This window comes from Streptomyces avicenniae, from assembly GCF_000719135.1.
In the GTDB taxonomy this organism is placed as follows: domain Bacteria; phylum Actinomycetota; class Actinomycetes; order Streptomycetales; family Streptomycetaceae; genus Streptomyces; species Streptomyces avicenniae.
Map to the genome: position 1 here is coordinate 123,199 of NZ_JOEK01000010.1, position 13,469 is coordinate 136,667.

At 72.2% G+C, this 13,469-nt stretch carries 12 protein-coding genes; 10 read left to right on the top strand and 2 right to left on the bottom strand.

Annotated elements, in window-relative coordinates; genetic code table 11:
- Positions 1–11 precede the first annotated feature (11 nt).
- The 9 genes from IF27_RS18675 to IF27_RS18715 all read left to right on the top strand — a co-directional run bounded on the left by IF27_RS18675 (position 12) and on the right by IF27_RS18715 (position 10,242).
- Positions 12–764, top strand: a complete 753-nt coding sequence (locus IF27_RS18675) for a YebC/PmpR family DNA-binding transcriptional regulator (RefSeq protein ID WP_052850798.1) — start codon at positions 12–14, stop codon at positions 762–764.
- A gap of 118 nt (positions 765–882) precedes the next feature.
- Positions 883–1,437: a crossover junction endodeoxyribonuclease RuvC gene (gene ruvC / locus IF27_RS18680; protein ID WP_052850799.1), complete on the top strand. Its 555-nt coding sequence runs from the start codon at positions 883–885 to the stop codon at positions 1,435–1,437.
- Positions 1,434–2,054: a Holliday junction branch migration protein RuvA gene (gene ruvA / locus IF27_RS18685; RefSeq protein ID WP_052850800.1), complete on the top strand. Its 621-nt coding sequence runs from the start codon at positions 1,434–1,436 to the stop codon at positions 2,052–2,054. Before ruvC ends, ruvA begins: the two co-directional genes overlap by 4 nt.
- Positions 2,055–2,088: 34 nt before the next feature.
- The gene (gene ruvB / locus IF27_RS18690; RefSeq protein ID WP_052850801.1) at positions 2,089–3,153 is read left to right on the top strand and encodes a Holliday junction branch migration DNA helicase RuvB; all 1,065 of its coding nucleotides are present in this window, start codon (positions 2,089–2,091) and stop codon (positions 3,151–3,153) included.
- A gap of 166 nt (positions 3,154–3,319) precedes the next feature.
- Positions 3,320–3,778, top strand: a complete 459-nt coding sequence (gene yajC, locus IF27_RS18695) for a preprotein translocase subunit YajC (protein WP_110946033.1) — start codon at positions 3,320–3,322, stop codon at positions 3,776–3,778.
- Between the two features lie 90 nt (positions 3,779–3,868).
- Entirely contained in the window at positions 3,869–5,788 is a 1,920-nt protein-coding gene (gene secD, locus IF27_RS18700; protein WP_420822028.1) for a protein translocase subunit SecD, read from the top strand.
- Position 5,789: 1 nt separating this feature from the next.
- The gene (gene secF, locus IF27_RS18705; protein ID WP_052850803.1) at positions 5,790–6,989 is read left to right on the top strand and encodes a protein translocase subunit SecF; all 1,200 of its coding nucleotides are present in this window, start codon (positions 5,790–5,792) and stop codon (positions 6,987–6,989) included.
- A gap of 56 nt (positions 6,990–7,045) precedes the next feature.
- Complete coding sequence (locus tag IF27_RS18710) at positions 7,046–7,576, top strand: adenine phosphoribosyltransferase (protein ID WP_052850884.1); 531 nt, start codon at positions 7,046–7,048, stop codon at positions 7,574–7,576.
- A gap of 215 nt (positions 7,577–7,791) precedes the next feature.
- Positions 7,792–10,242, top strand: a complete 2,451-nt coding sequence (locus IF27_RS18715; protein ID WP_052850804.1) for a RelA/SpoT family protein — start codon at positions 7,792–7,794, stop codon at positions 10,240–10,242.
- An 86-nt stretch (positions 10,243–10,328) separates the two neighbouring features.
- Here the strand turns inward: IF27_RS18715 and IF27_RS18720 are convergent, their stop codons facing one another.
- A complete protein-coding gene (locus IF27_RS18720) occupies positions 10,329–11,558 on the bottom strand; it encodes a DUF349 domain-containing protein (RefSeq protein ID WP_052850805.1) in 1,230 nt (409 codons plus the stop codon).
- Between the two features lie 194 nt (positions 11,559–11,752).
- Positions 11,753–12,616 carry a peptidylprolyl isomerase gene (locus IF27_RS18725; RefSeq protein WP_052850806.1) on the bottom strand — a complete coding sequence of 288 codons (864 nt, stop codon included), beginning with the start codon at positions 12,614–12,616 and terminating at the stop codon, positions 11,753–11,755.
- 137 nt (positions 12,617–12,753) lie between these two features.
- Here IF27_RS18725 and IF27_RS18730 point away from each other — a divergent pair, with 137 nt between their 5' ends.
- A complete protein-coding gene (locus tag IF27_RS18730) occupies positions 12,754–13,464 on the top strand; it encodes an MBL fold metallo-hydrolase (protein ID WP_052850807.1) in 711 nt (236 codons plus the stop codon).
- The last annotated feature ends 5 nt before the right edge of the window (positions 13,465–13,469 follow it).

Here is a 13,469-nt window from a genome sequence, read left to right on the forward strand (position 1 = left end):
GGAGCAGCGCTGTGTCCGGCCACTCCAAGTGGGCAACCACCAAGCACAAGAAGGCCGTGATCGATGCCAAGCGCGGCAAGCTGTTCGCGAAGCTGATCAAGAACATCGAGGTCGCGGCCCGCACCGGCGGCGGTGACCCGGACGGCAATCCCACGCTCTACGACGCCATCCAGAAGGCCAAGCGGAGTTCCGTCCCGAACACCAACATCGACCGCGCGGTCAAGCGCGGCGCCGGGCTTGAGGCCGGTGGCGCCGACTACCAGGCGATCACCTACGAGGGGTACGGCCCGAACGGCGTCGCGGTGCTCATCGAGTGCCTCACCGACAACCGCAACCGCGCCGCGTCCGACGTACGCGTCGCCATGACCCGCAACGGCGGGTCCATGGCCGACCCCGGCTCGGTCTCGTACCTCTTCCACCGCAAGGGCGTCGTCCTGGTGCCGAAGAACGACCTGGCCGAGGACGACGTGCTCGGCGCCGTGCTCGACGCGGGCGCCGAGGAGGTCAACGACCTCGGCGACTCCTTCGAGGTCGTCAGCGAGGCCGGTGACCTCGTCGCCGTCCGCAGCGCGCTCCAGGACGCCGGGATCGACTACGACTCGGCCGAGGCCAGCTTCGTGCCCGCCATGCAGGTCGAGCTGGACGAGGACGGCGCCCGGAAGATCTTCCGCCTGATCGACGCGCTGGAGGACAGCGACGACGTCCAGAACGTCTTCGCGAACTTCGACGTCACCGACGAGATCATGGCCAAGGTCGAGGTCTGACCCACCTCATGGCGGCGCCGGGACCTGCGCCGCTCCCCGCCGTTGTCGGTGCCGGCCGGTAGCCTGCCGGGCAGGCCGGTCGGCACGGACCGGGACGGGGACACGAGGGAGGCCGTCGGTGCGCGTACTGGGAGTTGACCCCGGACTGACCCGCTGCGGCGTGGGGGTCGTGGACGGCTCGGCGGGCCGCAGGCTCGCCATGGTCGCCGTGGGCGTCGTCCGCACCCCCGCGGATCTCGACGCCCCGCGCCGACTCGTCCTCGTCGAGGCGGGCATCGAGGAGTGGCTCGACACGCACCGGCCAGAAGCGGTCGCCGTGGAACGGGTGTTCAGCCAGCACAACGTCCGCACCGTCATGGGCACCGCCCAGGCCAGCGCCGTCGCCATGCTGTGCGCGGCCCGGCGCGGCCTGCCCGTCGCGCTCCACACCCCGAGTGAGGTCAAGGCCGCCGTCACCGGCTCGGGCCGCGCCGACAAGGCCCAGGTCGGCGCGATGGTCACCCGGCTGCTGCGGCTCGACGCACCCCCCAAGCCCGCCGACGCCGCCGACGCCCTGGCCCTCGCCATCTGCCACCTGTGGCGGGCACCGGCCGTCTCCCGCCTCCAGCAGGCACACGCCGCCGCGCGCCTCGGCGCCGCGGCCCCCGCTCCGAAGGGCATCCTCCCGTCATGATCGCCTTCGTCACAGGACCGGTCGCCGCCCTCGCCCCCGACACCGCGGTCGTCGAGGTGGGCGGCATCGGCATCGCCGTCCACTGCACGCCCGGCACCCTCGCCGGACTGCGCGCGGGGGAGGAGACCAGGCTCGCCACCTCGCTCGTCGTCCGCGAGGACTCGCTCACCCTCTACGGCTTCGCCGACGACGACGAGCGCCAGGTCTTCGAACTCCTCCAGACGGCCAGCGGCGTCGGCCCCCGGCTCGCCCAGGCGATGCTCGCCGTCCACAGCCCCGACACGCTGCGGCGTGCGGTCGCCACGGGGGACGAGAAGGCGCTCACCGCCGTCCCCGGCATCGGCAAGAAGGGCGCCCAGAAGCTCCTGCTCGACCTCAAGGACCGCCTCGGCGAGCCGGTCGGCACGCACCGGGCCGCCCTGCCCGCGCAGACCCCGGCGGGCTGGCGCGACCAACTGCTCGACGCGCTCGTCGGCCTCGGCTACGCCCAGCGCGAGGCCGACCGCGCCGTCACCGCCGTGACGCCGGACGCCGAGGCCGTCACCGCCTCGGGCGGCGAGCCCTCCGTCCCCGCCCTGCTGCGGGCCGCCCTCCAGACCCTGAACCGCGCCCGCTGACCACCCCGCACACCCCCGCCAGGAGGCGATCCCCGTGACCCGGGACGAGTACGCGACCGAGGACGAGGACCGACTCGTCCGGTCGGCGGCGGACGGCGAGGACCTCGCCGTCGAGGCCGCCCTGCGCCCCCGGGACCTCGGCGAGTTCATCGGCCAGCACCGCGTCCGCGAACAGCTCGACCTCGTCCTGCGCGCGGCGCGCGCCCGCGGCGGCACCGCCGACCACGTCCTGCTCTCCGGCGCCCCCGGCCTGGGCAAGACGACCCTGTCCATGATCATCGCGGCCGAGATGAACGCGCCCATCCGCATCACCTCGGGCCCGGCCATCCAGCACGCGGGCGACCTCGCCGCGATCCTCTCCTCCCTCACCGAGGGCGAGGTCCTCTTCCTGGACGAGATCCACCGGATGTCCCGTCCCGCCGAGGAAATGCTCTACATGGCGATGGAGGACTTCCGGGTGGACGTCGTGGTGGGCAAAGGTCCCGGCGCGACGGCCATTCCGCTCGAACTCCCGCCGTTCACCCTTGTCGGCGCCACGACCAGGGCCGGTCTGCTGCCGCCCCCGCTGCGCGACCGCTTCGGATTCACCGGCCACATGGAGTTCTACGGCACCGGCGAACTCGAACGCGTCGTCCACCGGTCCGCGGCCCTTCTCGACGTGCGCGTCACCGAGGGCGGCGCGGCCGAGATCGCGGGACGCTCCCGCGGCACACCCCGCATCGCCAACCGCCTCCTGCGCCGCGTCCGCGACTACGCCCAGGTCAGGGGGGACGGCGTCATCACCGACGACGCCGCGGCCCGCGCCCTCGCCGTCTACGAGGTGGACGAACGCGGCCTCGACCGCCTCGACCGCGCCGTGCTGGACGCCCTGCTGCGCCTCTTCGGCGGCGGGCCCGTGGGCCTGTCCACGCTGTCCGTCGCGGTCGGCGAGGAGCGTGAGACAGTGGAAGAGGTCGCCGAGCCGTTCCTCGTGCGCGAGGGGCTGCTGGCCCGCACCCCGCGGGGGCGGGTCGCCACCCCGGCGGCCTGGCGGCACATGGGTGTGGAACCACCGGTTCCCGGCGGGAACGGCGGACAAGAAGGATTGTTCGGGCCGTGACGCCGTCGGATTTCGCCGTACCGGAACTCGGATAGTCTCCTGGACGTTGTTCCGGCGGCGAAGCCTCGCCTAGACTCCGCCGATGCCATCCCCTCTACAGGACGGCATGCCCACCCCCCCCCATAGTCGGACCGCGTCAGCGGCCATGTAAGGAAATTCCTGCATCGTGGATATCGCGATTCTGTTCCCCCTCATTATGATCGTCGGCGTCATCTTCATGATGCAGCGCGGCACGAAGGCCCGGCAGCGCCAAGCCATGGAGATGCGGGACGCGATGGAGCCAGGTGCCGGCGTCCGCACCATCGGGGGCCTCTACGCCCAGATCAAGGAGGTCCGCGAGGACACGCTGCTGCTGGAGATCACCCCCGGCGTGCACGCCGTCTACGCGAAGGGCTCCGTCAGCGCCGTCCTGGACGCCGAGGAGTACGAGCGGATCGTCGATGACGAGCCGCTCTACGACGCCGACGACGCCCCGCTCGTGCCGGACGACGCCTCCTCGCTGACCCAGGACGCCGACGACGCGACGCCCGCGGACGCCGAAGGCCGCGTTGACCTGGGCAAGTCCGACACCGAGGAGACGGTCGCCCGCACGGACGACGACAGCGAGCACGGACCCAAGTCCTGACGACGACGGCACGGGCCGTTCGTCAGTCATCCCGCTGAGCCGCGCGGCGATCCCCCTGGCGCGGTCGTTGGACAGAGAGAAGACGACAAGGTGGCGACACCGAAGAAGGGCGTCAGGCCCTCCAGGAAAAGGGGCCCCTCGTCCCGCGGCGCCCACGGGCACCCGGGCAGGTCCCTGCTGTTCGTGCTGTTGGCGATCGTGGCGCTCACGGGAGGCATGTTCCTCTCCGGGCACACCACACCACGCCTCGGTATCGACCTGGCCGGCGGTACGAGCATCACGCTGGAGGCTCGCGTCGATGACGGCGACGAGTCCGCGATCAACGCGACCAACATGAACACCGCCGTGAACATCATCGAGCGCCGGGTCAACGGCCTCGGTGTCTCGGAGGCGGAGGTCCAGACCCAGGGTGACCGCAACATCATCGTCAACATCCCCCGGGGCACGGACGAGCAGCAGGCGAGGGACCAGGTCGGCACCACGGCCCAGCTGGGCTTCCGGCCGGTCCTGACGGCCGTCCCCGCCCAGGCGCTGCCGGAGGAGGAGGCCCCCGCGGACGGCGGCGAGTCCCCCGCTCCCGAGGAGTCGCCCGACGCCTCCGCGACCGACGAGCCCTCCGAGGACGCGGGCGAGCCCACGGACGACGCCTCCGCCGGTGACGACGCGGCCACGGACGACGCCGCGACGGACGACGCGACCGACGACGCGCAGGGCATGTCCACCCCGGGCGGCGCCACCACCGCGAACACCGCGAGCTTCACGTCCTTCCGCGCCGACGAGACCGACGCCCCGGCTGACGACGCGACGGACGCCCCGGCGGACGAGGCCCCCGCCGACGACGCCACCGAGGCCCCGGCGGACGAGGCCCCGGCCGAGGACGGCGGCGAGGCCGCCCAGGCCGCCGCCGACATCCAGGCCAGGCTCGACGCGCTCGACTGCTCCACCCCCGAGGCCCGCCTCGTGGCGGACCGCGAGGCCGCCGCGGCCGACGAGGGCGACAACATCATCACCTGCGACACCGAAGGCCAGTGGAAGTACGCCCTCGGCCCGGTCGCCGTCCCCGGCACCGACATCCAGGACGCCAGCTCGGTCTACGACACCCAGCGCGGCCAGGGCTGGATCGTCCAGATGGAGTTCACCGACGGTGGCTCCGACCGGTTCGCCGACATCACCGAGCAGCTCGCCACCCAGGCCCAGCCGCAGAACCAGTTCGCGATCGTCCTCGACGGCGAGGTCGTCTCCGCGCCCAGCGTCTCCCAGCGCCTGGGCGGCGGCAGCGCCGAGATCTCCGGCAGCTTCACCCAGGAGTCCGCCGAGGACCTGTCCAACATGCTCAGCTACGGCGCCCTGCCGCTGAGCTTCGACGAGGCCAGCGTCTCCACCGTCTCCCCGACGCTGGGCGACGAGCAGCTGCGCGCCGGTCTGATCGCGGGCGCCATCGGCCTCGGCCTGGTCGTCCTCTACATGGTGGTCTACTACCGCGGTCTCGCGCTGATCGCCCTCGCCAGCCTCGTGGTCTCCAGCATCCTGACCTACACGATCATGGCGCTCCTCGGCCCGGCCATGGGCTTCGCGCTCAACCTCCCGGCCGTCTGCGGCGCCATCGTCGCCATCGGCATCACGGCGGACTCGTTCATCGTGTACTTCGAACGGATAAGGGACGAGGTACGCGAAGGCCGTACGCTCCGGCCCGCCGTCGAACGGGCCTGGCCCCGCGCGCGGCGCACCATCCTCGTCTCCGACTTCGTCTCCTTCCTGGCCGCCGCGGTCCTGTTCGTGGTCACGGTCGGCAAGGTGCAGGGCTTCGCGTTCACGCTCGGCCTGACGACGCTGCTCGACGTCGTGGTGGTGTTCCTGTTCACCAAGCCGCTGATGACGCTGCTGGCGCGCCGCCGGTTCTTCTCCTCGGGCCACCCGTGGTCCGGTCTCGACCCCAAGCGGCTCGGCGCCAGGCCCCCCCTGCGCCGCAGCCGTCCCGCCCCCGTCCCGTCCGACCCAAAGGAGGCGTGAGATGTCACGGCTCGGCGCATTCGGTGCCAAGCTCTACCGAGGCGAGGTCGGCGTCGATTTCGTCGGTCGGCGGAAGTTCTGGTACCTCGTCTCCATCGCCATCACGATCCTCGCCTTCGCGGCCGTGCTCCTGCGCGGCCTCACCATGGGCGTCGAGTTCCAGGGCGGCGCGGTCTTCACCACGCCGGAGACCGACAAGCTCTCCATGAGCGAGGCCGAGTCCATCGTCGAGGAGACGACCGGGCACAGTCCCATCGTCGTGGCGCTCGGCGGCGAGGGCGCGATGCGTATCCAGGTCAGCGGCCTGGACACCGACCAGTCCAACGCGTCCCGCGAGGCACTGGCCGAGGAGCTGGAGATCCCGACCGATCAGCTCAACGCCGAGGTCATCGGCCCGAGTTGGGGCGACCAGATCGCGAACAGGGCGTGGCAGGGCCTCGGCATCTTCATGGTGCTTGTGGTCATCTACCTGGCCATCGCCTTCGAGTGGCGGATGGCCGTCGCCGCCCTCATCGCCCTGATCCACGACATCACGATCACCGTCGGCGTGTACGCGCTGGTCGGCTTCGAGGTGACGCCGGGCACGGTCATCGGTCTGCTGACGATCCTCGGTTACTCGCTCTACGACACCGTCGTCGTCTTCGACGGACTCAAGGAGCAGACGAAGAACTACACGCGCCAGACCCGGTTCACCTACGCGGAGCTGGCCAACCGCAGCCTCAACGGCACGCTGGTGCGCTCCATCAACACCTCGGTGGTCGCCCTCCTGCCGGTCGCGGCGCTGCTGTTCATCGGCGGCGGGCTCCTCGGCGGCGGCATGCTCAACGACATCGCGCTGTCGCTGTTCGTCGGCCTCACCGCGGGCGCGTACTCCTCGATCGTCATCGCGACCCCGCTGGTCGCCGACCTGAAGATGCGCGAGCCCGAGGTCAAGGCCCAGGACCGCCGTGTGCTGTCCCGCCGCGCGAAGCGCGCCGAGGCAGGGCAGGACGAGGACGACCTCGACGGCGAGTTCACCGAGGACGACGCGCGGGACGGTGAGCGCGCCGCCGAGGAGGAGCACGAACCGGCCGACGACGCCGTCGAGCACGAGCCGGAGCCCGCGGGCGCCGGCGCCGGGGCGGCGGCCGTACGCGCCCCGCGCCGTCAGCCGCCCGCCCGCAACCGCGGCCGTGGCCGTCCCTCGGGGAAGCGCCGGTGACCGGTACCGAACCCGGGCCCGCCAGCCCCCCGTCCCCGCTCCAGGGGGACGGGGGGCTGGCGCGCCTGCTCGCCGACCGCATCAGGGACGTGCCCGACCACCCGAAGCCCGGCATCGTCTTCAAGGACATCACCCCCCTGCTGGCCGACCCGGTGGCGCTGACCGCGCTCACCGACGCACTGGCCGCCTTCGGCACCGCGCACGGCGCCACCAAGGTCGTCGGCCTGGAGGCGCGCGGCTTCATCCTCGGCGCGCCGGTCGCGGTCCGCGCCGGGCTCGGCTTCGTCCCCGTGCGCAAGGCGGGCAAGCTGCCGGGGGCCACGCTGTCCCAGACCTACGCGCTGGAGTACGGCACGGCCGAGGTCGAGATCCACGCGGAGGACCTCGGCCCGCAGGACAGGGTCCTGATCGTGGACGACGTCCTGGCCACCGGCGGCACGGCCGACGCGGCGATCCAGCTGATCCGCCGCACCGGCGCCGAGGTCGCCGGACTGGCCGTGCTGATGGAGCTGAGCTTCCTCCCGGGCCGCGCCCGGATCGAGGCCGCGCTCGACGGCGCGCCCTACCAGGCGCTCCTCACCGTCTGACGGCGCCACGTCACCGAAGGACACCGGCCGGGACCCCCGCCGCCCGCGGGCGGTCCTGGCCGATGCGTGACGTGGACGGGAGGGTTCGCCGCGGGCTCGTTACCATGGCAGTCCGATCGTTTTTTGGCCGGACTCTCCCACGGCCGTCGCGGCCCCGGAGGACCGCTCCCTCTCCGGCCGCCCATGGCGGGGAGGGGCCTCGTAAAGGAGTGCCCTTGCCTGACGACGCCAAGCCGCTGACCTCGACGCAGCGGAAGAACGCGAAGCCGCCGGTGTCCCTCAGCCGCCGGGACGGCGCGGAAGGCCGCCCCCAGCCGCCCGCCCCGCCGTCCAGCCCGACGGTCTCCGGCGTCTCCGGCCGTTCCGGCTCGTCCAACCGGGTACGGGCACGCCTCGCGCGCCTCGGCGTCCAGCGCACCACCCCGTACAACCCGGTGCTCGAACCGCTGCTGCGCGTCGTCCGGGTCAACGATCCCAAGGCGGACACCGCCGTCCTGCGGCAGATCGAGCGGGCCTACCAGGTCGCCGAGCGCTGGCACCGGGGCCAGAAGCGCAAGAGCGGCGACCCGTACATCACGCACCCGCTGGCCGTCACGACGATCCTCGCCGAACTGGGCATGGACGCCGCCACCCTCATGGCCGGGCTCCTGCACGACACCGTCGAGGACACCGAGTACGGCCTCGACACGCTGCGCCGCGACTTCGGCGACCAGGTCGCGCTGCTGGTGGACGGCGTCACCAAGCTGGACAAGGTCAAGTTCGGCGAGGCGGCGCAGGCCGAGACGGTCCGCAAGATGGTCGTCGCCATGGCCAAGGACCCGCGCGTCCTGGTGATCAAGCTCGCCGACCGCCTGCACAACATGCGCACCATGCGCTTCCTGAAGCGCGAGAAGCAGGAGCAGAAGGCCCGCGAGACGCTGGAGATCTACGCCCCGCTCGCCCACCGCCTCGGCATGAACACCATCAAGTGGGAGCTGGAGGACCTGGCCTTCGCCATCCTCTACCCCAAGATGTACGACGAGATCGTCCGCCTCGTCGCCGAGCGCGCGCCGAAGCGGGACGAGTACCTGGCCACCGTGATCGACGAGGTGCAGGCCGACCTGCGCGGCGCCCGGATCAAGGCCACGGTCACCGGCCGTCCCAAGCACTACTACAGCGTGTACCAGAAGATGATCGTCCGCGGCCGGGACTTCGCGGAGATCTACGACCTGGTGGGCATCCGCGTCCTCGTGGACACCGTCCGCGACTGCTACGCGGCGCTCGGCACGGTGCACGCGCGGTGGAACCCGGTGCCCGGCCGGTTCAAGGACTACATCGCCATGCCCAAGTTCAACATGTACCAGTCGCTGCACACGACGGTCATAGGGCCTGGCGGCAAGCCGGTGGAGCTCCAGATCCGCACCTTCGACATGCACCGGCGCGCGGAGTTCGGCATCGCGGCGCACTGGAAGTACAAGCAGCAGGCCGTGGCGGGCTCCTCCAAGGTGCGCTCGGACACGCCCCGCCAGGGCGGCAGGAAGAACGGCCACACCACCGTCGATGACATGACGTGGCTGCGGCAGCTCCTCGACTGGCAGAAGGAGACGGAGGACCCGGGCGAGTTCCTGGAGTCGCTGCGCTTCGACCTGTCGCGCAACGAGGTCTTCGTCTTCACGCCCAAGGGCGACGTCATCGCCCTGCCCGCCGGGGCGACACCGGTGGACTACGCGTACGCCGTCCACACCGAGGTCGGCCACCGCACCATAGGGGCCAAGGTCAACGGCAGGCTCGTGCCGCTGGAGTCCACGCTGGACAACGGCGACACCGTCGAGATCTTCACCTCGAAGGCCGACGGCGCCGGGCCGTCCCGCGACTGGCTCGGCTTCGTCAAGTCGCCCCGGGCCAGGAACAAGATCCGCGGCTGGTTCTCCAAGGAGCGGCGCGACGAGGCGATCGAGCACGGCAAGGACGCCATCGCCCGCGCCGTCCGCAAGCAGAACCTGCCGTTCCAGCACGTGCTGAGCGGCGATGCGCTGGTCACCCTCGCGCACGAGATGCGCTACCCGGACATCTCCTCGCTCTACGCGGCCATCGGCGAGGGCCATGTCTCCGCGCCGAACGTGGTGCGCAAACTGGTCCAGGCCGCCGGTGGCGAGGAGGCCGCCAACGAGGACGTCGCCGAGTCCGCGCCGCCCGTACCCGCCCGCACCAAGCGCCGCAGCACGGCGGACCCCGGCGTGGTCGTGAAGGGCGTGGACGACGTCTGGGTCAAGCTCGCCCGCTGCTGCACCCCGGTGCCCGGCGACCCGATCATCGGCTTCGTCACGCGCGGCAGCGGCGTCTCCGTGCACCGCGCCGACTGCCTCAACGTGGACGAGCTGTCCCGGGAGCCCGAGCGCATCCTCGACGTCGAGTGGGCGCCGACGCAGTCCTCCGTCTTCCTCGTCGCCATCCAGGTCGAGGCGCTCGACCGCTCACGGCTGCTGTCGGACGTCACCCGCGTCCTGTCGGACCAGCACGTGAACATCCTGTCCGCCGCCGTCCAGACGTCGCGCGACCGGGTGGCCACCTCGCGGTTCACCTTCGAGATGGGCGACCCGAAGCACCTGGGGCACGTCCTGAAGGCCGTGCGCGGCGTGGAGGGCGTCTACGACGTCTACCGCGTCACCTCGCCCCGCAGACCCTGAGCGGCCCGGCGGGCACGACGAACGGCGGCGGCGCCGGACCACTCGGTCCGGCGCCGCCGCCGTGCGTGGGGTACCACGGGGCCGTGTCAGCCGCCGAACTCCTGGAGCCCCTTGAGCGCCTGGTCCAGCAGCGCCTGCCGCCCGGCGCGCTCCTGCTCCAGCTTGTCCGCCTTCGCCGTGTTGCCCGCCGCGCGGGCACGCTCGGCCTGCTCACGCAGCCGGTCCACGGCGTCCTGGAGCTGCCCCGTCAGCCCGGCGGCACGGGCACGCGCCTCCGGGTTGCTGCGGCGCCACTCCGCGTCCTCCGCCTCCGCGACGGCCCGCTCGACGGCGTGGATACGGCCCTCGATCCCGGCCCGCGCGTCCCGCGGCACATGCCCCACGGCCTCCCAGCGCTCACCGATCGACCGCAGCGCGGCCCGCGCCGCCCGCAGGTCGGTGATCGGGAGGATCTTCTCGGCCTCGGCCGCCAGCTCCTCCTTGCGCGCCAGGTTGTCCCGCTGCTCGGAGTCCCGCTCGGCGAACGCGCCGCCGCGCGCCTGGAAGAAGACGTCCTGCGCCGCCCGGAAGCGGGTCCACAGGTCCTCCTCGGCGTCCCGCTGGGCACGCCCGGCGGCCTTCCACTCCGCCATCAGCTCGCGGTACCTGGCGGCCGTCGTGCCCCAGTCGGTCGAGCCCGACAGCGACTCCGCCTCGGCGATCAGCTTCTCCTTGCGCCGCCGCGTCTCCTCGCGCTGGGAGTCCAGTGCGGCGAAGTGCGACTTGCGGCGCTTGGAGAACGCCGACCGCGCCTGGGAGAAGCGGTGCCACAGCTCGTCGTCCGCCTTGCGGTCGAGCCGGGGGAGCCCCTTCCAGGTGTCCACGAGGGCGCGCAGCCGGTCACCCGCGCTGCGCCACTGCTCGCTGGCGGCCAGCTCCTCGGCCTCCGCGACCAGCGCCTCCTTGGCGGTCCTCGCCTCCTCGGTCTGCCGCGCCCGCGCGGCCCTGCGCTCCTCGCGCCGGGACTCGACGACGGTGACCAGCCCGTCGAGCCGGGTCCCGAGCGCGGCGAGGTCGCCCACCGCGTGCCCCTCGTCCACCTGCGCGCGCAGGTGACCGATGGCCGTCGTGGCGTCCTTCGCGGACAGATCGGTCGTCCGGACCCTGCGCTCCAGGAGGTCGATCTCGACCACGAGGCCCTCGTACTTGCGCTCGAAATAGGCGAGTGCCTCGTCGGGCGACCCTGCCTGCCAGGAGCCGACGGTCTTCTCGCCCTCCGCCGTCCGTACGTAAACGGTCCCCGTCTCATCGACGCGGCCCCATGGCTCGCTGCTCACAGCGCCTCCTCGTTTGATGCGCACGACGGGGCGTGACGCCCCCGGCATCGTCCACACTTCTCGCCCGGTCCCACCGGCTGCCGGGTCCCCCCGGCCGGTGCCGACACCTTGCAGAGGCCAACATAGGCGACAGTCCGCCCGGCTGTCCGCACCTTGCCGGGCGGAACTTCCGGGCGGACTCCCCGGTGAGGGGCCTACGCGCCCTCGACCCGGGACACCGTCGCCTCGTCGATGACCACCGTCGCGTACGGCGCGGTGTTGCCCGAGGTCGGGTCGGGCGCCGCCGCGCCGGTCGCGGCGATGGTCTGGAGGACGTCCATCCCGGCCGTCACGGTCCCGAAGGGCGTGTAGTCCGGCGGGAGCTGGCTGTCCTCGTAGACGAGGAAGAACTGGCTGCCGCCGGTGTCACGGCCCGAGTCCTCCGTCGCGTTGTACTGGTTGGCCATCGCGACGGTGCCCGCCGGGTAGACGCTGTCCGCGATCTCCGGGGCGTCCAGGTTCTCGTCGGGGATGGTGTACCCGGGGCCGCCCGCGCCGGTGCCCTGCGGGTCACCGCACTGGAGGACGTGGATGCCCTCGGTCACGAGGCGGTGGCAGCGCGTGTGGTCGAAGAAGCCCTCGCCCGCCAGGAAGTTGAAGGAGTTCACGGTCTCGGGCGCGAGGGACGCGTCCATCGTGATCTCGATGTCGCCGCAGGTGGTGGCGAGCGCCATGGTGTACATGGCCTCGGCGTCCACCGTCATCTCGGGCGCCTCCTCCCACTGGTCCCCCGACGGCTCGCCAGGCGCGGGCGCGGCGCACGGGTCGTCGGGCGGGTCGCTCGCCTCGGGCGTCGGCTCCTCCGACGCCGCGCCGTCCGCTGCGGCGGTGGCCGTGTCGTCGTCGTCCTGGTTCACCAGGACGAGAGCCGTGACACCACCCGCCACGACGATCACCATCAAGGCGGCCATCAGCACGCGGAGCCTGCGGCTCCTGCGCTGCCGTACGGTCCGGCGCTGCTGCTGCCGTTCCCACTTGGCCCGTGCGAGCTGTCTGCGCCGCTGATCCTTGGTGGACACCGCGCTCTCCCTCTCTCGGCCGGTCCTCGACCGGCTAGCTGGACCCGTCGTGGCGTCACCGTATACGGGTTCGCCCGCGCTGCACCGCCGCCGGTAGGCTCCTGTCACGTCAGACCGCCGACGACCGAAGGACGACCGTGCTCATCGCTGGGTTCCCGGCCGGTGCCTGGGGGACCAACTGTTACCTGGTCGCGCCCGCCGCCGGCGAGGAGTGCGTGATCATCGATCCCGGTCACCGGGCGGCGCCCGGTGTCGAGGAGGCCGTCACCAAGCACCGGCTCAAGCCTGTCGCCGTCATTCTCACCCATGGGCACATCGATCATGTCGCCTCGGTGGTCCCGGTCTGCGGCGCGCACGACGTCCCGGCCTGGCTGCACCCGAAGGACCGGTACATGCTCGGCGACCCGGAGAAGGCCCTCGGCGCCCGCATCGGGCAGCCCCTGCTGGGCGAGCTGACCGTCGGCGAGCCCGACGACCTGCGGGAACTCACCGACGGCGCGCGGCTCGACCTGGCGGGCCTGTCGTTCTCCGTCGCGCACGCGCCCGGCCATACCGGGGGGTCGGTGACCTTCCGGCTGCCCGAGCGCACCGACGTCCCTCCGGTCCTGTTCTCGGGCGACCTGCTGTTCGCCGGCTCCATCGGACGCACCGACCTCCCCGGCGGAGACCACGCCGAGATCCTGCGCTCGCTGGCCCGTGTGTGCCTGCCGCTGGACGACTCGACGGTGGTCCTGTCCGGGCACGGTCCGCAGACGACCATCGGCCGTGAGCGCGCCACCAACCCGTACCTGCGGGAGACGGCCGCAGGCCAGGGCGCCGACGCCGCGCCCCCGCGACGAGGAATGTGAAGAAC

Coding starts and splice junctions, on each gene's coding strand:
- ruvA (WP_052850800.1), top strand. CDS start 1,434: ATGATCGCCTTCGTCACAGGACCGGTCGCCGCCCTCGCCCCCGACACC.
- secF (WP_052850803.1), top strand. CDS start 5,790: ATGTCACGGCTCGGCGCATTCGGTGCCAAGCTCTACCGAGGCGAGGTC.